This is a genomic window from uncultured Microbacterium sp., assembly GCF_963521645.1.
GTDB lineage: Bacteria > Actinomycetota > Actinomycetes > Actinomycetales > Microbacteriaceae > Microbacterium.
The window spans coordinates 21,782-43,658 of the sequence record NZ_CAUQVQ010000017.1 but is presented as its reverse complement, the minus strand read 5'-3'; the positions used below and the strand labels follow the sequence as shown (position 1 = coordinate 43,658).

Here is a 21,877-nt window from a genome sequence, read left to right as displayed (position 1 = left end):
CCGCGCGAGATCCGGTGAACGGCGCGAGAAGCGGATGCGGGGTGCGTGCGCGTGCGGATCTGGCGCGGTCAACCGGATCTCGGCAGCGGATGCGGATGCGGCCCGCGCGAGATCCGGTGAACGGCGCGAGGAGCGGATGCGGGGTGCGTGCGCGTGCGGATCTGGCGCGGTCGTCCGGATCTCAGCGCCCCACAGGCCCAGCGCCCCATAGGCCCAGCGCCCCACGGGCCAAGCCCGAACGGCGGGTCGGCGATGCCGACGGGACGGCGCTCGCAGTGGCATAGTGTCCCTGAAGGAGGCGGCACATGTCACAGGCGATCCTCTGGGGTCTCGTCGCCGCGTCGCCCCTGTTCGTCGGGGCGGTGCTCGCGCTGCTGCGCACCTGGCCGCCTCGCTGGCTCGGGATCGTGCTGGGTTTCGGCGCCGGTGCCCTCATGGCCTCCATCGCGTTCGAGCTGTGGCAGGAGGGCCTGAACATCGCGGGGCCGATCCCGCTCATCACCGGCGTGGTCGCAGGAGCACTGGCGTACTTCACCGCAGACCGCATGCTCGACGCACGCGCCGCGAAGTCGAAGGACCGTAGCGCCGGTGCACCCCTCGCCCTCGGTGCTCTGCTCGACGGCATCCCGGAGCAGCTCGTGCTCGGCATCGGGCTCGCATCCGGAGAACCCGTGAGCATCGCCCTCGTCGTGGCGATCGTCGTCTCGAACCTGCCCGAGTCGATCGGCTCCGCCGCCGACCTGCTCGAAGGCGGGATGACGAAAGCGCGGGTGATGCTGATCTGGGCGGGCATCGCGGTGATCTGCGCCGTCGCGACGGTCGCGGGCTTCGCACTCGCGAGTGTCACCGGAGACGCGTTCCGATCGGCGGCGAGCGGGTTCGCCGCGGGAGCTCTGCTCGTGATGCTCGTCGACTCGATGGTGCCCGATGCTCAGCAGAAGGCGAAGACCGTCACAGGGCTCGCGACCGTGCTGGGTTTCGCGCTCGCCGCAGGGCTGTCGCTCGCGTGACGCCGATCGTCAGCCGAGTCGACGAGCCGAGGATCACTTCGAAGGAAGTGCGCTGACGTCGAACTGCACGAAGACGTCTCCCGGCATCGCGGCGACCACCGTCTGCGCGGTGTCGGTGCCCGGGAGCAGCAGCTCCCTCGGGATCTCCGAGGTGATGCGGTACACCCCCGGGTAGACGAGATACAGCAGAGGTGCGTCCTGCGCATCCGTCGCCAGGATCTCGTCGACGCCGCCGATGCGGAAGGGCGCGGGCTCGAGGGAGACCTTGCTCTGCACGGCCTCGATCGACATCGAGAGCGTGAGCGACTGGGTGAGCTCCCATGCCGACGACGACTCGTCCCACTTCACCTGCAACGACGAACTGGTCTCCTCGCCGTCGAGTTCGTACGTGAAGAGCACGCGACGCACATCGTCGTCTCCACCGACGGGCGCCGCGCGCGTCTCCACCGACACGCTCTCGATGCGCCCCTCGGCGCCCTGCAGCACCGCATCCGTGCGGAGCGTCTCGAAGTCGCCGACCTCCTCGGTCGTCGACCCCGCGTGCTGCGCCGCGACCGCAGCCGCGTCGAGCTCGGTCGCCGTGGCGGCGTCGCCCGATGCGATCGCCTCGAGGTACTCGGAGACGACCGCGGTCGGCTCCGGCCTGCCGGACCCGCCGGCGCATCCCGTCAGCACGAGCGGCACCAGCGCGAGAATCCCGGATGCCAGCAGCACACCGGCTCTACTCGATCTGCGCAAAGGACGGCTTCCTCCACTCGAGCGCATCGATCTGCAGGGCGTCGAGCTTGTTCGCCGCACCCTGCGTCGAGGTCACGAACAGCTGCACGGCGGCGATGCCCGACACCACGACCCCGATCATGGCCGTCACGAGCGACAGAGCCGCCGCGATGATGCCGATCACCGGTCCGGCTCCGGTCGTGAAGGTGAGCGCACCCGCGATGAGGCTGAGGATCGCTGCGACCACGCCGAGGATCGCGGCGACGGCTCCCACGACCAGGGCGAGAAGCTGCAGGTAGTAGTTCTCGATGTCGTCGGCGTGCGTGCGGAGCACGTCCTTGATCGAGCTCATCGCCGTTGCGACCTTGGCCAGGTCGTCGATCTGGTTCTCGACCGCGACCTCGTAGCGCCGGGTCGGCTCACCGTCGTCCCACGACATCAGACCGTCGAGAGCATCCTTGTTGATGTCCATCGCAGACGCGTAGCCGCCGATCTCGCCGAGCTTCTCGGCCACGGCCCGGAGGTCGTCGGGACTGCCGAGGTATGCGGCGGCCTCGCGCAGGACCGCGATGCGCACCAGGCAGTCCTGCAGCGCGGCCAGGGCGGCCGAGGTGATCTGCTCGGAGAGCCAGTCGATCGCCGCGTCGGGGATCAGCACGGCGACGGTGCCGAGGTAGTGGTCTGCGGCGGCCTCGACCGCGGCGCGGATGAGACCCGGTGCGACCCGGATGGCATCGTTCACGCGGTCTTCCGCCTGATCGAGCTGGGAGACGATCTGTTCGCGCAGGACGTCGACGTAGCTGCTCACAGTGCTGCCATCTCCCGTTCGACGCGGGCGATCTCATCGGCCGCGTAGCCTTCCATCTCCATGTACTCGATGGCGGAGTCGAGCAGGGCTCGTGCGATGCCCTCGAAGACCTCTTCGCCCTCGCCCACGTAGGTGCGCACCGAGTTCAGTGCGGTCGTGAATGCGCCGAACAGCTCATCGGATCCCGGGGCGATGGAGAACGCCTGCCTGTCCAGGGAGATGGCGTCGATCGTCTCGCCCCATTTCTGCAGCTGCTGACTCCACGGCTGCCACGAGCCATTCGCATCGTCGCGCAGCGCTTCCTCGTCGTAATCGGCCATGGTTCCCCCTACTCGAATCGGTGGAAGGCGTCCGACGCCTTCGCTGCGTGCTGGGCGACGCGGAGGATCTCCTCCGCGATCAGCTGGTCGGTGCAGGACTGCACCCACTGGTCCTTCAGTTCGACCCCGCGCACGGAGCCGAAGGATGCCGTCACCGAGAACTGCCCGAAGTCGTCGGAGATCGTCGTGGCGGGAAGCTCCTGCCCCGAGGTGATCGCATCGATGATCGCGGTCGAGGCCTCGATCGGCAGAGCGGGTCCGGTCGCCTGTGAGAGCTGGAACGCCGTGGTGATGGCTGACGCGTAGATCGCTGCGGTGCGGTCCTGCTCCGGCCCCACGACCTCCAGGCCCGCCGGGAATCCGGTGTCGCTCAGCGACACCGTCACATTCACCGGGTTCGGCGGGACGTACTGCGCGAGCTCGCGCTCCACGTCTTTCTGCGTCTGGCGCAGCTGGTCCTGCAGGGCGGCGCTCTGCGCCTGCAGCAGCTGCATCCGTTCGAGGAGCGAGGGCTGCTCGGCGCCGGTCATGCCCACCTCGCCTCGATCTTCGATCGCCCGCGCGCGTATCGCTCGGCGCTGTTCGCGGCGGCGCCCGAGGCGAGTGCCAGGATGCGGTTCATCTCGGTGAGACGAGCCGACCACTGGGCCTGGGCCGCGTCGTAGGCGTCGGAGGCTTCGCCGCTCCACGCCGCTCGGAGTGTGGACACTTCTGCATCGAGCGCATCCAAGGCTTCAGCGATGCTGCGGTTGGCCTCTCCCACCGCAGCCGCTACCCCCCGTATGCGCCCCGGGTCGTATGACTTCACGGGACTCATGCCCACGAGTCTACTGAGGTAGCGGAATATCGCTAGGGGCGATCCTGATGTGCGCGGAGGGTGCCGGACTGCTCCCGCACTCAGAATCCGGGGTACTCCCGCAGCCTCTGCTCGAACTCGGCGCGGTCGGCCTCGCTGAGCAGAGCGCTCGCGATGACGACCATCTGCAGACCCTCCAACGGTTCACCGGTGCGCGCGCTCTGCGCCTCCCGCGCCGTGCGGAAGTCCCCGGTCGCATCGTTCGCGAGGTCGAAGATGTTGGCGTAGAAACGCATCGGCTCGGGGTAGTTCTCGGCGTAGTACTCCCAGGTGTGCTGCAGGCGCGGGTCGTCGCTGCCGTAGAGCTTCTGCTTCATGGCGGGCTCGATGCCCGAGTACTCGTCGTTGAACGAGTAGAGGTACGACAGGCCGTGCTCCGCGATCACGTCGTCGATCAGGTCCATCACCTGCAGCTTCACGTCGTAGTCGTGGATGGGCTCGGTGGTCGCCCAGCCGATCGACGTGTACTCGATGAGCATCGACTCTCCGCCGTAGCCGTTGCGCTCGGGGCGCAGATCCTCCTCGCCGACCTGCACCCATTCGTAGCCGAACTCGTCGGTGACGCGTCGGCGGACGTCGGCGAACAGCGCGTCGGCCGCGGCGCGCACCTCTTCCAGCGACTGCTGGTCGAGGGCATCCCGGGGGTTCTGGTCCTTGATGCCGGGGTATGCCTCCTCGTGCTTCTGCTCGTCGCTCTTCACCCCGTCGTAGCTGCCGGTCGCCGAGGTGCGCACGGCGCCGACGCCTCCGACGGTCGCGACGTTGACGACGACCGTGAGCGCGAGGGCGATCGCCGCGAACTTCCGTGCGCGGGGCGAGAACAGGGCACCGACGATGACGGCGACGACGATCAACTGCAGGGTGAGCATCGTGACGCCGTAGAGCGCGTCGGTGCCGCCCGCGGCGAGGACGATCAGCAGGATGACGGCGAACAGGATGCCGATGACGAGCGCGATCCATCCGAGGGGGCTCGCGGTCTTCGGGGACGGCTCTGCCGTGGCGGTGGCCGTGAGCCCGGGCACCGCGGGCGACGGCAGCACGGGACCGGATGCACGGCGGGCGTTGTGATAGCCGCCGGGTGGCGGGACGGGCGGGGCTCCCTCGCTGCCGGCGACGTACCGCGCGCGCTGCCTCTCGTGATCACTCACCATGGCTTGTCCGTTCCCGAGCCGCCGTCATCGTCGCCGTCACGCTGGTCGCGCTCCTGAGTGCCCTGCTCGAGCTGCTTCTGGAGGTCCTCGATCTTCTCGTCCGACGGCTGCTCCTGCTGCTCCGGCTCTTCCTGCTGCGGCTCCTCCGGCGGAGTCTGCTCCTCTTCCTGCTGCTTCTGCTTCAGGCGGTCCTCGAGGTCTTCGCGGCTCTGCTGCATGTCGCGGTCCGGGTCGGACGACTGCTCCTGCGCCTCGTCGCTGTTGCACTCCTCGGGCATCTCGGCCGTCACGGTCAGCGCCTCGCCATAGAGCTCGGCGGCGCCCGCGCCGTCTCCGTCGGCGCGGGCCGCGTCGCCCATCCTCTCGATCACGATCGCGAGGTTGATGCGCACGCTGCACACCTCGAGGCCGGTCGCGAGTTCCAGCGACTCCTCGAACTTCGCACGCGACTCCGGCAGCTTCTCGGCCCCGGCGAGAGCCGTGGCCACATTGAACGGGGCCTTGTAGGGCTCGAACCAGTTGAGGAACTCCTGCCCGCGCGCCGCGGACTCCGCTCCGGCGTAGTCGTCGGCCACATAGGAGCTGATCGACTGATGCGCGAAGGCGTACATGCTGAGCAGCTTGCCGACGAACAGCAGCGCGGCGAGCGTGAGGGGCAGGGTGCAGAGGCCGACCCACAGCCGGATGCGGCGTCGTCGTCGATTCGACGCGAGCAGGGCCGCCGCGGCGGTCGCCCGGAGCTCGGCGGGTGTCTGCGGAGCGGCGGTCTTCTCGGCGGCGCTGATGGGTTCCTCCGGCGGTGTCGGGGCGCCGGGAGGGAGGAGCGGAGTCGTCATGAGACATCTCCATCGGTCGTCGTGCGAGAGGCGGAACGCAGGCGGCGCAGGCGAGCCACGAGCATGGTCGCCCGCGCGAGCTCGACGCCCAGCAGAGCGGCCATGACGAGGGCGGCGATCCAGTAGAGCTCGGTCACGTTACCGACCTCTCCCGAGTCGGAGTACCCCACGGTCGTCGCCGGGGCCTCGGGCAGCACCGGCTCGGAGTCGGCGGTGCGGTGCTGGTACTCGACTCCGAGCTCATCCGCGATCGTCTGCAGGTTCGCCTCGTCGATGACCGACAGCGCGTTCGATCCCTGGTACTCGATGTAGCCCTCGCCCTCCGCCGGATCGAGCGATCCCGTGGTCAGCTTCATCGGACCGCCCTCGGCGGTGCCGTAGCCGAACACCGCGCCGGCGTCTGTGAACGGCGCACTGTCCTCGAACGATTCGGGGGGAGACAGCGCCGTCTGCTCGCCGTCGCCGAAGTAGAACACCATGCGCGAACGATCCTCCGAGTTCGCGGCGGCACTCGACAGCGTCTCCTGCAGCTGTTCGGCGGCGATCCCGACCGAGCTGCCGCGTGAGCGGCTCGTGACCTCGGGGCGCAGCACCTCGAGAGACGAAACCAGAGAGGTCGTGTCGGTCGTGAGCGGCATCCGGACGTCGGCGGACGCGTCGAAGGTGATCAGCGCGAAGCGCGCCCCCGGATACTCGTCGACGATCTTCTGCACGTCTGCGCGCACACCGTCGAGCCGCGGCTCGCCCTCGGCCCAGTCCTCGGCGACGATGCTCGCGGTGGTGTCGACCACGAGCACGATGTCGGTGTCGGTGGCCAGGGTCTGCGTCGTGCCACCGGGGATGCCGGGCCGGAGCAGCATCACGAAGCACGCGAGCAGCATCACGAGCCGCAGGGCCCAGAGCGCTCGGACCCCGGATCTCGTGCCGGAGCCGGTGGTCGGAGCCTTGACCAGCGCGAGCACTGCCAACGCGGCCACCGGGGCGAACAGCAGCACCAGGAGGAAGATGTTGAGCACGGGCTGGAAGATCACAGTCTCACCCTCCACAGCACCACGACGAAGGCCAGGGTCGAGATCATGAGCACGACGATCCAGAGATCGGGGCTGTCGCTCCACACGACCTGAGCCTGGCCCTGGAGGGCCGTGGCCTCCTGCTCCTGCACCTGAGCGACGATGTCTTCCACAGTGGTGGTGTCGCGCAGCCCGTACGCGGTGCCGCCGGTGGTCTCGGCCGCTTCCGCGAGCTCGGCACTGACCTCGGCATCCTTGCCCTGCACGGGGTTCAGGCTGAAGACGCGCACGCCGACCGACTTCGCATAGGCCGCGGCCTCCTGCAGGGTCACGATCGACGCGCCGTTGATCTCGTTGTCGGTCGCGAAGATGATCGACCGAGAACGCTCGTCGTCGGGGTGGTCGAATGCGAGCGCACAGGCCGCGAGGCCGTCGCCGATGAGCGAGGCACCGTTCCCGTTCATCGTGCCCACCCAGTGCTCGGGAGTCTGCTCGACGAAATCGAAGCTCTCTCGGATGCTCTGCAGGTGCTCGCGGATGAACGGGTAGTCGTCCGTGAGGGGGAAGATCTGCACGGGCGAGCTGTTGAAGATCGTGAGTCCGATGCGCTCGCCTTCGAACTCCTTCAGAAGCTCCTCGAACACGGTGAGCACCTCGACGTCGACCTCGGTCATCGACCCCGAGACGTCGAGGCACAGCATGATGTCACGGCTCGTGTTGACGGGCTGGATCGTCTGCGACGACATCGGTCGGGCCGCGACCACGCCGGCCGAGACGATCGCGAGGACGCCGAGGAGCAGGATGCCGCAGAGTGCGACGATGCGGCGGTGCAGCGCCGTGCGGAACGCGGGGAGCGCGCGCACCCGCTCGGCACGTGCGATGCGCGCCCGCTCGTGGGGGTCGGATCGGCCGGTGCGCCGCAGACCGAGCAGCAGCCCGATCGCCACCGCGGCGATCACGATGCCGGCGGCGACGAGCAGCATCCACCCGTTCGCTAGTGCCATGAGCGCACCACCGTTCTGGCCGCCTCTGCTCCGGCGAGCGGATCGATCGCCGGTCCCTGCCGGAAGATGCTCGGGTAGTAATGCCGCTGCATCGCATCGATGAGGGCCGGATGCACGCCGCGCGCGACCAGGTCGTCGAGTGCGAGCACCGGTGCTTCGAGACCGCTGTACTCGTTGACGAATGCACGCACGACGCGGCTCAGCTCGAGATTGGCGTTGCGTGCCGAGAGCGTCCGCGCGCGGTAGTCGTCTTCGATGCGCTGGATGCTCTGCAGATACTCCACGCGCAGCTGCGAGAGCACATCGGTCGTCTGCAGCATCGGCTGCGCCTGGTCGGCGGTGAGCGTGAGGTCGCGCCGCGGGCGAGTCAGCAGGGTCACGACCCAGGCGGCCGCGATCAGGAGCACCAGTACGCCGATCGCCAGGAGGATCCAGCCCCAGCCGTACTGGCCGGGGGGATAGAGCTCGTCAGAGCCGGGCATGCGACCTCCGGTTCAGCAGCTGCCGCAGCTGCGAGATCGCATCGTCCTGGCCGGAGAGCACCCCGTGGCTGATCTCCATGCGGGTGAGCAGATCGGCCAGGCGCGCGGCATCAGCCTGCGTCTGCGCCATGAGCTCTCCCACGATGTCGAGGTCGCCCTGCGCGAAGTCCGGCACCTCCCAGAGACTGTCGACGTCGGCGCGGACCGTCTTCGTCGTGTGGTCGAGCACCGGATCCGCGTCGCGCAGTGTGAGCCACAGCACGTCGTGCTGCACGCGCAGCCGGCGCAGCATCCGCTCGGTCTCCGTCGTGATCGCCGCTTCGTCGGTCACGACGACGACGATCATGCGTCGCGAGATCGTGCGCGTGACGTACGACAGCAGGGCATCGCGGTCGCTGGGCGCCGTGCTTCCCGAGATCGCTCCGTCGATCGTGCGCAGCGCGTGCTCGAGCGCGCCCTCGCTGCGGCCCGGGGCGCGTCGGCGAACTCCGGCCGCGTCGCCGTGCACGAGCGAGAAGTCGTCGCCGTGACGCAGCGCGAGCACGCCGAGCATGCCGGTCGCGAGGATCGCCAGATCCTTCTTCGGCTTCTCGTCCCGGGCCAGCGCCGACATCGAACGCCCCGTGTCGACGACGAAGAGGATCGTGTGCATGCGCATCGCGCGGTGCCTCTTGACCAGCGGAGTGCCCAGTCTGGCCGTGGCCCGCCAATCGATGTCGCGCACCTGATCGCCGTACTCGTATTTGCGCAGGTCCTCGAAGTCGAGGCTGCGACCGTGCAGCAGCGACGCGTAGGCGCCGTCGAGCGCATGCAGCGACTTGCGCGACGAGTGGATGAAGAGCTTGCTCTTCACCCGGGCGATCAGGCTGGGCATCCGGGGCTCACGGAGTGGGGACGGAGGCGAAGATCTGGTCGATGATCTCCTCGCTGCGGATGCCCTCGGCATCGGCCTCGAACGTCAGCAGCACGCGGTGCCGCAGCACGAGATGGCGCAGCGACCGGATGTCCTCCGGGAGCACGTGCGCGCGGCCGTTCAGCAGCGCCAGCGCGCGCGACGCCTGCAGGAACGCGATGCTCGCACGGGGGCTCGCGCCGTACTTGATGTAGCGGGCGCGCTCCTCACCGATGTAGGGCGCGGGATTCCGGGTGACATAGGCGATCGACACGATGTAGTTGCGGATGGCCGGGTCGACGTACACCCGGCTCGCGACGTCCTGCAGCAGATGCACGTCGTCGAGCGTGATGGCGCTCGAGACGTGGCGGTCGGGGTCGAGCACGCCCGAGTCGATGCGCCCGAGGATCTCGAACTCCTCGGCCGGGCTCGGGTACTCGACGATCTCCTTGAGGAGGAAGCGGTCCATCTGCGCCTCGGGCAGCTCGTACGTGCCCTCCTGCTCGATCGGATTCTGCGTCGCGATCACGAGGAACGGCTTGGGCAGATGGTGCACCTCGCCGCCGATCGTGGTCTGATGCTCCTGCATCGCCTCGAGCATGGCGCTCTGGGTCTTGGCACTCGAGCGGTTGATCTCGTCGAGCAGCACGAAGTTGGCGTGCACCGGGCCGAGCACGGTGCGGAACGAACCGGTCGCCGCGTCGTAGATCTGGTTGCCGGTGATGTCACTGGGCAGCAGGTCGGGGGTGCACTGGATGCGCTTGAACTGCGCCTTCACGGTGTCGGCGAGCGTGCTCGCGGCGGTGGTCTTGGCGAGGCCGGGCACGCTCTCGAGCAGGATGTGGCCGCCCGCGATCAGTGAGATCAGCAGGCTCATGCGCAGACGCTCCTGGCCGACCATCTTGGCCGAGTACGCGTCGGACACGGTCTTCAGCACCTCGGCCGCGCGACGCATCTCGGCGTCGGTGGGAGCAGCGGAGTTCGTGGATGCGGAGGTCGCGGTCGACGTGGCGGAGCCGGCGGGTGCCTCGGCACGGGCCGCAGGGGGAGCCGGCGGTACGGCGTGTCCCGGGGGCGCGGGCGGAGGCGGCGGTGTCGAACCGGCAGAGGGGCCGGGCGAGTAGGGCTCGTTCATCGGTGTGTCTCCTCGTTCCCACGGGGACGCGTCGACGATCCCCCGTCGACCAGCGTAACCGCATCGGATCCCGGTGATCCCTGCCGGGGAGGGGGACCCATCCCCACTCCCCGGCCCAGCATCCGGCGCACCTGCAGTTCTGGATCACAGATGCATGCTCAGAACCGCCGTCCGAGCATGCATGTGTGATTCGAGCATGCACGTGCGCGGGTCGGCTCCGGATGACGGATGCCGTCAGGCGCCGACGAGGACCGATGCGCCGCGTCTGCGACCCACCCACACCACGAGCGCGGCGACGCCGATGATGGCCGCGGCGATGCCGAGCACATAGCCCGCGACACCGACGTACCCGCCGACGAGCCGCGGGTCGAGGAACGGATACGGATACCACCAGGCGTTGCCGGTCGAGGGGGCGGTGATGAGGTTCGCACGGATCATCGTGTAGGCCGCCCAGACGAGCGGGAAGATCGCGGCGACGAACACCGTGCTCCAGGGCAGGGCCCGTCGCCGCGGCGCGAATAGCACATCCAGCAGCAGGAACAGCGGGAACACCACGTGCAGCACCTCGTTCGACCATGGAACGGTGGTGCCCTGCGGCAGCTCGATGCCGCGGAGCAGTGTGTTGTACACGAGCCCGGTGACGATCATGTAGGTGCTGACGCAGACCAGCAGCACGGCGAGCCAGCGCGGTTCCTGCTCGGCATCTCCGCGGTGACGCAAGGCCCAGATCGCGCCGATGATCATCACGATCGACGCGAGCAGGTTCGACTCGATCGTGAAGAAGCTGAGGAAGTTCGCCGCCACCGTCGGCAGGTGCGAGCCCCACGGCGTCGTGGCTTCGAGCGCCACCCGCACGGTCAGAGAGAGCTGGGCGATGACGGCTGCGAGCGACAGAGCGGCTGCCGCGAGTCGCGCATAGGGCCACCAGGTCGTGATCATGGTCACCTCTGCCGCTCACCTTATCGGTCAGGGTTCCGCGCGCCCCAGGACCGATACCGCGACCGCGTCCGCACGCCGCGCGATGCAGAGTCGAATGTGCATCGACAGGACGACCCGGGGTCGGTTCCGCATTCCCAGCCCGCTTCCTGGCTGAGTTCTCGATGCCGCATGTGCACAGCGAACGGGAGAGTCGCGATCGTCAGGAGCGACGGCCCCAGCGCATCCGGGTCACGAGCACGCCGAGCAGGCACAGCGCGCCGCCGACGAACATGAGCGGAGTCGGCACCTCGCCGAGGATCGCCCACGACATGAGGATCGCGATCGCCGGCACCACATACGTCGTGGCCGAGGTCTGTCCGGCGGTGCTGCGCTGCAGGACGTAGGCCCACGTCGTGAAGGCGATCGCCGTCGGGAAGATGCCGAGGTACACGACCCACAGCGTCGAGTCGAGCGGAGCCGTCTGGAGAGCGCCGATCAGGCTGCCCGCCCAGGGGAGCAGCGCGACCGTGCCGGCGGCGGCACCGAGGAACGTCAACGTGGTCGCGTCGGTGCCCGCGCTGAGCAGGCGCTTCTGCAACAGGGTGCACCCCGCGTACATCACGGCGGCGAGCAGCGCGAGCAGCAAGCCGGTGATGTCGGGGCCCTCGCTCGTCGACGAGTTCATGCCGATCAGCACGACGCCGAGGAACGCGATCGGCGCTCCGATGATGAGCGGCTTGGGAAAGCCCTCCCTCAGGAAGAGCCCGCTGAAGACCACGACCATGAGCGGCGCGAGGTTCACGACCATCGCCGCTGTGCCGGCATCGAGCGTGTGCTCGGCGGCGTTGAGGGCGAGGTTGTAGACGCAGAACCAGCCGATCCCCCACACGGCGACGAGCCACCAGTGGCGGCGTTCGGGAAGACGGATGCCGTGGCGCACCGCGATGATCGCGAGCGCCGCCGTGCCCACGGCCATGCGCAGCAGCGCCATCGCGCCGGGATCGAAGTGCGGCCCCGCGCCGCGGATGCCGATGAACGCCGACGCCCACAGCACCACCGTCACCAGGGCGGCGACGAGCACGAGCGGCCCCTGGGATCGGGGCTTCGATGTGATCGGGCTGTCGTCGCGGCTCGCGCGACCGGTCTTCGGCATCCTTCGATCCTGGCACCGGCCACCGACATCGGCCATGCGCGCGAGCGACAGCATCCGATGCTTTTCCGCCAGCCCTCCGCCGCTCCTCCCGCAGAGCCTGTTTCGGTCGTGCATCTGCAGGGTGAACGTACGGATGCAGGGCGAACTCCGAGCTCTCGCCCTGCATCCGTGAATCGGTCACGCAGATGCACGGCCACGGGCGGCATCCGCCTGCAGCGAAGCCTCGCCACTCCACGGCCCGGAGGGTCGACGAACGACCTTCGATAGGATGGAGCCGCCCGACAAGGGCCAGCTCATCAGCCGGTGCAAACCCGGCGAAAGCAAGGGGGATACCCATGCCAGGAATCGTTATCGTCGGCGTCCAGTGGGGCGATGAAGGCAAGGGCAAGGCCACCGACCTGCTCGGCGAGCGCACCGACTGGGTCGTCAAGTTCAACGGCGGGAACAACGCCGGTCACACCGTGGTGGTCGGCAACGAGAAGTACGCGCTGCACCTGCTGCCCTCCGGCATCCTGTCGCCCGGCGTCACGCCGGTGATCGGCAACGGCGTCGTGATCGATCTCGAGGTGCTGTTCCACGAACTCGAGGCGCTCGGCGCCCGCGGCATCGACGTCTCGCGGCTCAAGGTCAGCGCGAACGCCCACATCATCACGCAGTACCACCGCACTCTCGACAAGGTGACCGAGCGCTTCCTCGGCAAGCGCAACATCGGCACCACGGGTCGCGGCATCGGCCCCGCCTACGCCGACAAGATCAACCGCGTCGGCATCCGCGTGCAGGACCTGTTCGACGAGAACATCCTGCGCCAGAAGGTCGAGGGCGCGCTCGATCAGAAGAACCATCTCCTGGTCAAGGTCTTCAACCGCCGCGCGGTGACGGTCGACGAGATCGTCGAGGAGCTGCTCTCGTACGCCGAGCGCCTGCGTCCGATGGTCGCCGACACCGGATACCTGATCGCCGAGGCGCTCGACCGCGGTGAGGTCGTCGTGTTCGAGGGTGGACAGGCGACCATGCTCGACATCGACCACGGCACCTACCCCTTCGTCACGTCGTCGACGGCGACGGCCGCGGGGGCGGCCTCGGGCTCGGGCGTCGGACCCGGGGCGCTCGACCGCATCGTCGGCATCGTCAAGGCCTACACGACCCGCGTGGGATCAGGCCCCTTCCCGACCGAGCTGTTCGACGAGAAGGGCGAATGGCTGCGCTCGCGCGGCTTCGAGTTCGGCACCACGACCGGGCGTCCGCGCCGCGTCGGCTGGTACGACGCCCCGATCACCCGCTACGCGACGCGCGTCAACGGCATCACCGACCTCGTGCTCACCAAGCTCGACATCCTCACCGGTCTCGAGCAGATCCCCGTGTGCGTCGCCTACGAGGTCGACGGTCAGCGCTTCGACGAGGTGCCGGTCAATCAGACCGACTTCCACCACGCGACGCCGATCCTCGAGTACTTCCCGGGGTGGAGTGAAGACATCTCGACGGCACGCACGTTCGACGACCTGCCGCAGAACGCGCGGGACTACGTGATTGCGCTCGAGAGCATGAGCAACACGCGCATCTCGGTGATCGGCGTCGGTCCCGAGCGCGACCAGGTCGTGGTGCGCCACGACCTGCTCGACTGACCTGCGATGACGCGCTTCTGGGTCGGGGGCTACGGCTCCGCGATGGACGGGCAGGCCGAGGGGATCGGACTGCTCGCGGGAGACGCCGACCGGCAGACCTCGCTGGCGTACCGCGGGGCGGTCACGCAGACCCCCTCGCCGTCGTGGCTCGCGCAGCATCCCACCCTCGACGTCGTCTATGCGGCGCTCGAGGCGGATGCCGGTGTGCAGGCTTTCGTGCGTTCGGGCGAGTCGAGCCTGCAGCCTCTCGGCGAGCCGGTCGCCGTGGGTGACGGAGTGTGCCACGTGGCCGTCGCGCCGCGCGGCGATTTCGTGGTCGCGAGCTGCTACGGCGACGGACGTGTCGTGCGCATCGGCGTGGATCCTCAGGGGCGCTTGATCGCGGATGCCGTGAACAAGGCCGCCGAGCTTCGTGCGGCTCTGCTCGGCGAGCCGCTCGAGGCCGCCGCTCCCGCGGGGGTCGCCGCCTCGGCATCCGACCCCTACGCGGGTGCACGCACCGCCGAGGGCGGCGAGCGGGTCTCGCACGCGCATGCCGCGGCATTCCTCGCTGACGGGCGCATCGCGACGACCGATCTCGGCTTCGACCTGGTGCGCATCTGGCGGCACGGCGCCCACGGGCTGATCCTCGACCACGAGGTCGCGTTGCCGATGGGCACGGGGCCGCGGCACATGGTCGTGCATCCGAGCGGACACCTGCATGTCGTGACCGAGTACTCGTGCGAGGTGTTCACGCTCGCGGCCGGTGTCGACGGCACCTGGGCGGTCGTCGGGTCCGTGCTCACGAGCCCCATCGCGGAGATCGGCACCGACTTCCCCGCAGAGCTCGCCCGCTCGCGCGACGGACAGTTCGTCTACACGGCACTGCGCGGCAGCAACACCATCGCCGCTCTGCGGGTGCGCGGTGCGGGCGAGAGCCTCGAGCCGTTCGCGCTCGCCGACTCCGGGGTGGACTGGCCGCGTCATCACCTGGTGCACGAGGGCAAGATGCTCGTCGCGGGTCAGCGCTCCGACACGGTCGCGCTGCTCGACCTCGATGAGCGCACGGGCGCGCCGCTCGGTATCCGCCACCGCACCGTGGTGCCGACCCCGACGCACTTCCTTCCCGTCCGCTGAGCCGCCGCGCGGGCCGAGCTCGGCTCCCGCTGTGCACAACTCAGCACGGATGCAGGGCGCCAGCTCGTGAAACCGTTCTCCCGCCTCGTCGGGGGTCATCTGTGCTGAGTTGTGCACACCGACCACGAGCGACCGACCACGATCGAGCGACCGACACGACCTGCCCGGCCGGAGCGTCGAGGAACAACACACCCGTGACCCGTGAGCAGCTTCGCTCGGTGTCGTCCTTCTCGCTTCGCTCGGTGTCGTCAGGCGGCGCGTGGGTTCGCTCCGCCGCGCCGGCTCGCTCGGTACACGGTTGAGCGTGCGACACCGAAGATCTCGGCGATTTCGCTCGTGGTGTGCGTGCCGGCACGGTGCGGCGCGACCAGGTGCTTCTCCTCCGAGACGGAGAGCTTGGGCTTCTTTCCGCGGAGCTTGCCCGCGGCCTTCGCTATCGCCATCCCCTCGCGCGTGCGGGCACGGATGAGGCCGGCTTCGAACTCCGCGACCATCCCGAGGACGTTGAACAGCAGTCGCCGAACGGGATCGGTTGGGTCGTAGACGGAACCTCCGAGCTTCAGCGTCACGCCCTTGCGCGTCAGCTCGTCGGCGATATCACGAGCGTCGGGGAGTGATCTTGCGAGGCGATCGAGCTTGGTGACGACCAGGACGTCACCTTTGCGGACCGCGGCAAGCGCTTCGCGGAGCCCCGGGCGTTCACGGCTCGTTCCGGTCATGCCGTGGTCGACGTGCACGTTCTCGGGATCGACGCCGAGCTAGTGGAGGCCGTCCCGCTGCGCGGCGAGGTCCTGCCCAGAGGTTGAGACGCGGGCGTATCCGACAAGCATGCGACGACTGTAGCGTTTATGTCCTTCACCGGGCATTTTTGCGGGACAGTCTTACGGGAATCGAAGGCTTAGGTAGTTGCTGGGTGTGTCGTCGTTTTCGCTGCGATCGGTGTCGGGTAGACCACGGGTGACTGCTGGTGAAAATCATCTCGACGTTGCAATAAGCTGCGCCCGATTGCGCGCGCCGACCTTCCGGAGAAGGTTCGACACATGGAACTTCACCGTGTTGACGGAGATGAGGAGCTCTTCCGCGATTTCGGCATTGCGCGCTCCCGATGCGAGAAGCCGTAACACATCTCGTTCGCGCATGGAGAGTTGTGAGAATTCCGGAAGTGGCTCGGGTTCCGCCGGCGGATCGAGGGGGAGCCGGATGTCGACTGAGGACCCCCAGCCGGGTGTTGAGGAAACCGCAATCGCACCGTCGAGGGCTGTGACGCGTTCGACGATTGGGCGGATCGAGTCGTCGTGTGCGGAAAGTTCGCCGGCCCCGTCATCTCGGATGCCGATCAGGAGATTCAGGCCGTCGCAGTCCCACTGGATGCGCACCCGCCGAGCCTCGCTGCGATCCGCGAATGCGAGCACCGAGCTGCGGACGATGGCGCGCGCCGCGTGCGCGACCTCTCCTGGGAGTGCCCGACCGGTCGCGGGCGGCTCAACGAACTGCACGTCGAGATCGCCGAACCGGACGAGGGGGAGCAGGTCGGTCTGCAGTCGGGCGAACGCACCGACGACGGGTTCGAGGATGCTGCTGCGTTCCTGATCGGTGACAGCGCGCAGCCCGATCAAGGCGCTCGTTGCCGCCTCGATCGCCATGTTGCGTGCTGCGCGGTCATCGAGGCGGGGCGATCGCAGAAGCGCGAGCATAGATTCGAGCGTGATCGCGTGCCGGTCAGCATGCTCGGCGACGATTCGGTCGTGGTCGGCGACATGCTGACGTGACGCGGGCGACGCCAGTTCGGTGAGGTCCATGGTGACAACCTACCCACTCAGGTAGGCCTATGCCTACGGGTAGGTGGGCCCGCTCCTTTGCGGGGGAGCCAACGCGACCGACGGCCGTGATGATAGAGCGATGGATGTCCTCGAAATCGGTGTGGGTAACTCGCTCAGCCGCATCGCCCGCGAACTCGAACTCGCCACCGACAGACTGATCGCTCGCGACCGGGCGGGATTGGCGGAGCTCGCGGATATCGTCGGCGCTGCTCCGCGAGTCTTCGTGCTGGGTGCAGGCCGATCGGGGCTCGCGCTGCGAATGACCGCGATGCGACTCATGCATCTTGGCCTGGCCGTCCACGTCGTCGGGGAGGTCACCGCTCCTGCTATCGAACCAGGTGACTTGCTCCTCGCTGCCAGCGGTTCCGGAACGACGGGCGGCATCGTGCGCGCGGCACAGACTGCCGTCGATGCTGGCGCCCGGGTGGCGGCTGTTACAACAGTCCCAGACTCTCCGCTCGCAACGCTGGCAGCCGTCACGGTAGTCGTGCCGGCTGCCGGCAAGCTTGATCGCTCTGAAGCGGCATCTGAGCAGTATGCCGGCAGTCTCTTCGAGCAATTGGTCGTTGTCCTCGGCGACGCGCTTTTCCACACACTCTGGCGCCGCTCCGGCTTGACCGCTGATGAGCTCTGGCCTCGCCACGCAAATCTCGAATGACTCAAACCACTGCACGAAAGGAATCCAAATGAAACTGCAGTTTGCCATGGACACCCTCTCCACCGAGGCCGCCCTCGAACTCGCTGCTGCCGCCGCGCCGCACGTCGACATCCTCGAGCTCGGTACCCCGCTTATCAAGAGTGCTGGCCTTTCGGCGATCACCGCGATCAAGAAGGCCCACCCCGACAAGGTCGTCTTCGCCGACCTCAAGACGATGGATGCCGGCGAGCTCGAGGCTGATATTGCCTTCACTGCGGGTGCCGATCTCGTGACGGTCCTCGGTAGCGCCGGTGACAGCACGATTGCCGGTGCCGTGAAGGCGGCGAAGAAGCACGGTAAGGGCGTTGTCGTCGATCTCATCGGCGTGAGCGACAAGGCGAAGCGTGCGAAAGAGGTCGTTGCACTTGGAGCAGAGTTCGTCGAGATGCACGCGGGCCTCGACGAGCAGGCCGAAGAGGGTTTCACCTTTGCCACCCTGCTCGAGGACGGCAAAGCTTCGGGCGTGCCGTTCTCAGTCGCAGGCGGCATCAATAGCTCGACGATCGCTTCGGTGCAGGAATCTGGTGCGGAGGTGGCTGTGGCGGGAGGCGCGATCTACGGCGCTCCCGATGTCGGTGCTGCCGCCGCGGAACTTCGTGCAGCCATCGTCTGACGACCTAGGTCTTGCCACCCACACGCACAGAGAGCGAATCAGCCGAAAAACCCGGCCGGAACCCGGTTTCGCACCACCTTTTCGGCAGACGTAATCGCGGCCCGCTCGCAACTCATCGGCTCAATTTCTCGACAAGTCGAGCGATACAGTGCACGTCCGCGGGAAATGATCGGTTCCGCTTGCGTCAACGATTCCCGATCGTGGTGGCGAGGACGATGCCCCAGCCTGCTGTTCTCTCGTGGGAGGGGCATCGTCCTGGCCGTTGGGCGCTCAGCCCTTCGAGGAGGGTGCTCCCGGGACCAGCACGGCCCGTCCGGGGATCTGACCGGTGGCGAGGCGTTCGAACACTTCGTTGATTTCCGAAAGTGGGTGTCGTTCACTCGCCGATACCAGGCGCCCAGAGCGGGCTAGCGCGAGTACCTCCTCGAGTTCATTCCGGGTACCCCAGTTGCTCGTCATCATCGCTGCTTCGGCGGCGAAGCGGAAGAACGAGAACGGGAAGCTGCCGCCCGCGAGCCCGACGAGCACAAAGATACCGAGCCGGTCCACCGCTCCAGCGCAAAGGGCCATGGTCGTGTCGATTCCGACAAAGTCGAGAACAGCCGCTACCCCGTCCCGGCCGGCGGCAGTGCGAATCTGTTCCGCGGCATCAGCATCTCGGGGGACGACGGTGACGTCGGCGCCGAGCTCGCGTGCGGTCTGACGCTTCTTCTCGTCGGTGTCGACGACAATCACCTTTGCAGGGGAGAGCAGCTTCAGGAACTGGACTCCGTACTGGCCGAGCCCTCCAGCGCCGATCAAGACCGCGCTAGTGCCGGGCACGAGGTGGGGCAGTGCCTTCTTGACCGCCGAGTAAGGCGTAAGGGCTGCATCGGTGAGAGCGGCTGCTTCTACAGGGTCGAGTCCGTCTGCCGCACGGACGGCACGACCGGACTTGACGTGCAGGTCGGAGTGGCAAGCCCCGGATCCACCGATTCGTATCAGGACCTCCCCAGGCCCAGGTTCTGGAGTAGGGATGTCCTCGATGACGAAATCCGACCCTACTTCGTTCAGTCGTGCTGCTTTCTTGATGTGCTTCCTTTTCTGTTCACAGATACGCCATTAGCGGGCCTTGTTGGGGATGGTGGTTTGCGGTCGCCTGGTTGCCATGCGGTCGCAGGAGGCGACTCGTCGAAGCGCCAGTGTTGTTCGATCAGGGCGTTGAGTTCGCACCTCCCATCGACGTCAGGTTCGCGTGGCGCGGCGGGCTGCCCACCTCGAGGAGACGGCGTGGGGTGGCAATGAGAGGTCCCGACGTGAATTGTGCGAGGGTCCGCACGTAAGCGATCTCCGGATCAGCGCCCGCTGTGACCATGTCTTCGAGGGCGATCCGAATCGAACTCGCCACGGCTGCGGCAGCCGCGCGGGCGGCGACAGAGTCCGCCGCCAACCCGAGCCGGGGCGCCAACACGGGCGCGACCGACAGCTCACCGTCATGAACCCTTCTCATGGGGGCTCGTGTGTCCGTCAGCGGATCACTCACGGGCGGGCTGCGCACGCTAAGACCTCGCTGCCTCTTCTTCAGCGACGGTCCCTACAGGCTTTGGGCCTCGCCGAGGCGCGCTTCGGGCGTGAGCTCGGCGCGGAGACCGCCGCCGGTCGCAGCCCGGGCAAGAGCGCGACCCAGCGCAGGTGCCTGTTTGAACAAATTGTGACCGGCCACAAAAAGGACAGGGCCTGCCTCCCACACGGCCACGCCGTCCTCACTCCACGGGAGGTCGGTCACCCAGCAGTGAAGGAAGTCGCGCGGCTCTGGGTGAAGACCGGGCAGCGCCCGTGTCACGTATTCGCGTGCGCGTTCGTCCAGCGATCGAATCGCCGCCGGGTCGATGAAAGTTCCGTCGTCGCGGACGCCGACGGTGTCGCTGAGTCCGACCGAATAGTTTCTGTTGCCCGGTAGCGGCGTCGCGTAGACGCCGACTTCGCCGAAGACGCCGCTGCTGTCCTGCAGGCACGCGACTCGTGCCGGGGCGGCGGCTTTCACGTCGAAGGTCAGCCTGACGTGTGCGGCAAGGCGAACCGGCAGCGACAGGCCGACGCTGCGTGCCAGGCGGGCGGTTTCGCGGCCGGCGCACACGACCACCTTGGAGTAAACAGCCCGGTCGGTGACGCTGCGCACCTCGACCGTCCCGTCGGCGCGGGGATCGATGGAGATGACCTCACCGGTGGTGACCGCATCTGCGAGGGCACCCGTGAGTGCCGTGATCGCGGTGCGGGTGCGGATCGCGCCGCCCGACTCGTCGAGCACCGCTGGCCCCGAGTACCCAGCGAGCAGCGGCATCCGCTGGGCGACCTCGGCCGCGTCGACCTCGTGCGCTTCCACGCCGCCGACCTGGTCGAGCACCCGCAGCCGCGCCAGGGCGCTGTCTCCGATCGCCAGGACACCGTCTGATGAGACCAGCTCGACGTCGAAGTGTTCGGCCCACTCATCCCATACGCCGCGGCTTTCGAGCGCGAAAGCCACGAGTCGCGGGTCGTCGTGGGCATGCCGGAAGATCCGCGACTCGCCTGCGGACTGACCCGTCCCGGGCAGACCAGCCTCGTACAAGCGCACCGGCACGCCCTGCTCCCGCAGCGCGTACGCCGTCGACAGACCGACGATCCCGCCCCCGATCACTGCTACCTCGGGTGAACGCGTCGGGGCAACGCCGTCGTCAGTTCCTGTCATCGCGGTTCCCCGATCTGTTGGTGATTAGCGATAGGCCGCAAGAGAAGGGGCCGCTGCCACGACGTCAGCGGGCTGTGTAAGCCCGAAGTCACCGCGCGCAGCGACCCCTCCTTCCTGGGCCAGTACTCCCGGTCTGTGTGTCAGGCGGGGAGTTTGGAGCCCAGAACGTCGAGCTTCTCGATCGTCGGTTCGCTGAACAGTTTGCCGGTCTGCTCGCCGAGAGCAGTCGCAACTGCGCCGGACAGGTGCGCGTCGCGGCCGGCGTCATCGGAGAACACGTCGAAGATCCCGAATGAGGACGGGCCGAGACGGATCGCGAACCACGCGATGGTGGCCGGTTCTTCGTCGACGAGCCCTCGCCCGATGCCGAGAAATTCCTGGACCTCGTCTTCCTTGCCGGGCAGGGCCTCCAGCCTGACAAGCAGTCCCTTCGTCACGCTCATGACGTCACCTCTTCCTGGGTCGAAGTGCTCGCAAATTTCGCCACGATCGTATCGCTGAACGCAGGCAGGTCGTCGGGTGAGCGGCTGGTGATCAGGTTCCCGTCGACCACGACATCCTGGTCAACGACCTCCGCACCGGCGTTGCGCAGATCCGTGCGGATGCTCGGGAAGGACGTCAAGGTGCGACCTCCGACGACGCCAGCCTCAATCAACGTCCAAGGCCCGTGACAGATCGCCGCCACGGGCTTGCCACTCTCGACGAAGTCGCGGACGAAGGAAACGGCGTCCTTGTCGACCCGGAGCTGGTCGGGGTTCACCGTGCCGCCGGGAAGCAGCAGGGCGTCGTAGTCGCCCACCGAGGCGTCGGCGACCAACCCGTCGACGGTGAACGTGCCCGCTTCATCCAGGTCGTTCTTACGGGCCTTGATCTCGCCGTCGTGGATCGAGAGGACCTCGGTCTGAGCGCCAGCCCGTTCCAGTGCTTCGCGGGGTTGCTCGAGCTCAACGCGTTCGACTCCGTCGGCGGCGAGGATCGCGACCCTCTTGCCCTGAAGATCTGCTGCCATC

The 21,877-nt window shown here is 67.8% G+C and carries 24 protein-coding genes and 1 pseudogene; 5 read left to right on the top strand and 20 right to left on the bottom strand.

Annotation, left to right across the window (positions count from 1 at the left end):
- Positions 1-305 precede the first annotated feature (305 nt).
- The gene (locus RWO82_RS06420) at positions 306-1,010 is read left to right on the top strand and encodes a hypothetical protein (RefSeq protein ID WP_314424882.1); all 705 of its coding nucleotides are present in this window, start codon (positions 306-308) and stop codon (positions 1,008-1,010) included.
- Between the two features lie 33 nt (positions 1,011-1,043).
- Here the strand turns inward: RWO82_RS06420 and RWO82_RS06415 are convergent, their stop codons facing one another.
- The 14 genes from RWO82_RS06415 to RWO82_RS06350 form a co-directional block, all read right to left on the bottom strand.
- Positions 1,044-1,724: a hypothetical protein gene (locus RWO82_RS06415; protein WP_314424880.1), complete on the bottom strand. Its 681-nt coding sequence runs from the start codon at positions 1,722-1,724 to the stop codon at positions 1,044-1,046.
- Between the two features lie 7 nt (positions 1,725-1,731).
- On the bottom strand, positions 1,732-2,535 hold the full coding sequence (locus tag RWO82_RS06410) for a hypothetical protein (protein WP_314424878.1): 804 nt from the start codon (positions 2,533-2,535) through the stop codon (positions 1,732-1,734).
- Complete coding sequence (locus tag RWO82_RS06405; RefSeq protein ID WP_314424876.1) at positions 2,532-2,855, bottom strand: hypothetical protein; 324 nt, start codon at positions 2,853-2,855, stop codon at positions 2,532-2,534. The genes RWO82_RS06410 and RWO82_RS06405 overlap by 4 nt, the downstream gene beginning before the upstream one ends.
- 8 nt (positions 2,856-2,863) lie before the next feature.
- Positions 2,864-3,385, bottom strand: coding sequence for a hypothetical protein (locus tag RWO82_RS06400; protein WP_314424874.1), 522 nt, complete (start codon positions 3,383-3,385; stop codon positions 2,864-2,866).
- Entirely contained in the window at positions 3,382-3,672 is a 291-nt protein-coding gene (locus tag RWO82_RS06395) for a WXG100 family type VII secretion target (RefSeq protein WP_314424872.1), read from the bottom strand. Before RWO82_RS06395 ends, RWO82_RS06400 begins: the two co-directional genes overlap by 4 nt.
- A gap of 80 nt (positions 3,673-3,752) precedes the next feature.
- Positions 3,753-4,862 (bottom strand): hypothetical protein, encoded by a 1,110-nt coding sequence (locus tag RWO82_RS06390; RefSeq protein WP_314424870.1) that lies wholly within the window; start codon positions 4,860-4,862, stop codon positions 3,753-3,755.
- Positions 4,856-5,698: a hypothetical protein gene (locus RWO82_RS06385; protein WP_314424868.1), complete on the bottom strand. Its 843-nt coding sequence runs from the start codon at positions 5,696-5,698 to the stop codon at positions 4,856-4,858. Before RWO82_RS06385 ends, RWO82_RS06390 begins: the two co-directional genes overlap by 7 nt.
- Positions 5,695-6,729, bottom strand: coding sequence for a VWA domain-containing protein (locus tag RWO82_RS06380; RefSeq protein WP_314424866.1), 1,035 nt, complete (start codon positions 6,727-6,729; stop codon positions 5,695-5,697). The genes RWO82_RS06385 and RWO82_RS06380 overlap by 4 nt, the downstream gene beginning before the upstream one ends.
- Entirely contained in the window at positions 6,726-7,712 is a 987-nt protein-coding gene (locus RWO82_RS06375) for a VWA domain-containing protein (RefSeq protein ID WP_314424864.1), read from the bottom strand. The genes RWO82_RS06380 and RWO82_RS06375 overlap by 4 nt, the downstream gene beginning before the upstream one ends.
- A complete protein-coding gene (locus tag RWO82_RS06370; protein WP_314424862.1) occupies positions 7,703-8,194 on the bottom strand; it encodes a hypothetical protein in 492 nt (163 codons plus the stop codon). Before RWO82_RS06370 ends, RWO82_RS06375 begins: the two co-directional genes overlap by 10 nt.
- Positions 8,181-9,068 (bottom strand): DUF58 domain-containing protein, encoded by an 888-nt coding sequence (locus tag RWO82_RS06365; RefSeq protein WP_314424860.1) that lies wholly within the window; start codon positions 9,066-9,068, stop codon positions 8,181-8,183. Before RWO82_RS06365 ends, RWO82_RS06370 begins: the two co-directional genes overlap by 14 nt.
- A 7-nt stretch (positions 9,069-9,075) precedes the next feature.
- Positions 9,076-10,041 (bottom strand): AAA family ATPase, encoded by a 966-nt coding sequence (locus RWO82_RS06360; protein WP_314424884.1) that lies wholly within the window; start codon positions 10,039-10,041, stop codon positions 9,076-9,078.
- Positions 10,042-10,455: 414 nt separating this feature from the next.
- A complete protein-coding gene (locus RWO82_RS06355; protein ID WP_314424858.1) occupies positions 10,456-11,160 on the bottom strand; it encodes a Pr6Pr family membrane protein in 705 nt (234 codons plus the stop codon).
- A gap of 199 nt (positions 11,161-11,359) precedes the next feature.
- A complete protein-coding gene (locus RWO82_RS06350) occupies positions 11,360-12,292 on the bottom strand; it encodes a DMT family transporter (protein WP_314424856.1) in 933 nt (310 codons plus the stop codon).
- A gap of 335 nt (positions 12,293-12,627) precedes the next feature.
- Here RWO82_RS06350 and RWO82_RS06345 point away from each other — a divergent pair, with 335 nt between their 5' ends.
- Together RWO82_RS06345 and RWO82_RS06340 are read left to right on the top strand one after the other, a co-directional pair.
- A complete protein-coding gene (locus RWO82_RS06345) occupies positions 12,628-13,914 on the top strand; it encodes an adenylosuccinate synthase (RefSeq protein WP_314424854.1) in 1,287 nt (428 codons plus the stop codon).
- A gap of 6 nt (positions 13,915-13,920) precedes the next feature.
- Positions 13,921-15,030 (top strand): beta-propeller fold lactonase family protein, encoded by a 1,110-nt coding sequence (locus tag RWO82_RS06340; protein WP_314424852.1) that lies wholly within the window; start codon positions 13,921-13,923, stop codon positions 15,028-15,030.
- Between the two features lie 248 nt (positions 15,031-15,278).
- Here the strand turns inward: RWO82_RS06340 and RWO82_RS06335 are convergent.
- Both RWO82_RS06335 and RWO82_RS06330 read right to left on the bottom strand, forming a co-directional pair.
- Positions 15,279-15,860 (bottom strand): annotated as a pseudogene (locus tag RWO82_RS06335) (recombinase family protein).
- A gap of 144 nt (positions 15,861-16,004) precedes the next feature.
- Complete coding sequence (locus RWO82_RS06330) at positions 16,005-16,829, bottom strand: LuxR C-terminal-related transcriptional regulator (RefSeq protein WP_314424850.1); 825 nt, start codon at positions 16,827-16,829, stop codon at positions 16,005-16,007.
- A gap of 100 nt (positions 16,830-16,929) precedes the next feature.
- Here RWO82_RS06330 and hxlB point away from each other — a divergent pair, with 100 nt between their 5' ends.
- Together hxlB and hxlA are read left to right on the top strand one after the other, a co-directional pair.
- A complete protein-coding gene (gene hxlB / locus RWO82_RS06325) occupies positions 16,930-17,508 on the top strand; it encodes a 6-phospho-3-hexuloisomerase (protein ID WP_314424848.1) in 579 nt (192 codons plus the stop codon).
- A gap of 28 nt (positions 17,509-17,536) precedes the next feature.
- Positions 17,537-18,160 carry a 3-hexulose-6-phosphate synthase gene (gene hxlA / locus RWO82_RS06320; RefSeq protein WP_314424845.1) on the top strand — a complete coding sequence of 208 codons (624 nt, stop codon included), beginning with the start codon at positions 17,537-17,539 and terminating at the stop codon, positions 18,158-18,160.
- 270 nt (positions 18,161-18,430) lie between these two features.
- On the opposite strand, the gene RWO82_RS06315 is transcribed toward hxlA, so the two are convergent.
- The 4 genes from RWO82_RS06315 to RWO82_RS06300 all read right to left on the bottom strand — a co-directional run bounded on the left by RWO82_RS06315 (position 18,431) and on the right by RWO82_RS06300 (position 21,876).
- Positions 18,431-18,982, bottom strand: coding sequence for a zinc-binding dehydrogenase (locus tag RWO82_RS06315; RefSeq protein WP_314424843.1), 552 nt, complete (start codon positions 18,980-18,982; stop codon positions 18,431-18,433).
- A 751-nt stretch (positions 18,983-19,733) separates the two neighbouring features.
- Positions 19,734-20,867: an FAD-dependent oxidoreductase gene (locus tag RWO82_RS06310; RefSeq protein WP_314424841.1), complete on the bottom strand. Its 1,134-nt coding sequence runs from the start codon at positions 20,865-20,867 to the stop codon at positions 19,734-19,736.
- A 140-nt stretch (positions 20,868-21,007) separates the two neighbouring features.
- The gene (locus tag RWO82_RS06305; protein ID WP_314424840.1) at positions 21,008-21,310 is read right to left on the bottom strand and encodes an antibiotic biosynthesis monooxygenase; all 303 of its coding nucleotides are present in this window, start codon (positions 21,308-21,310) and stop codon (positions 21,008-21,010) included.
- Positions 21,307-21,876, bottom strand: coding sequence for a type 1 glutamine amidotransferase domain-containing protein (locus RWO82_RS06300; RefSeq protein WP_314424838.1), 570 nt, complete (start codon positions 21,874-21,876; stop codon positions 21,307-21,309). The genes RWO82_RS06305 and RWO82_RS06300 overlap by 4 nt, the downstream gene beginning before the upstream one ends.
- Position 21,877: the final 1 nt, after the last annotated feature.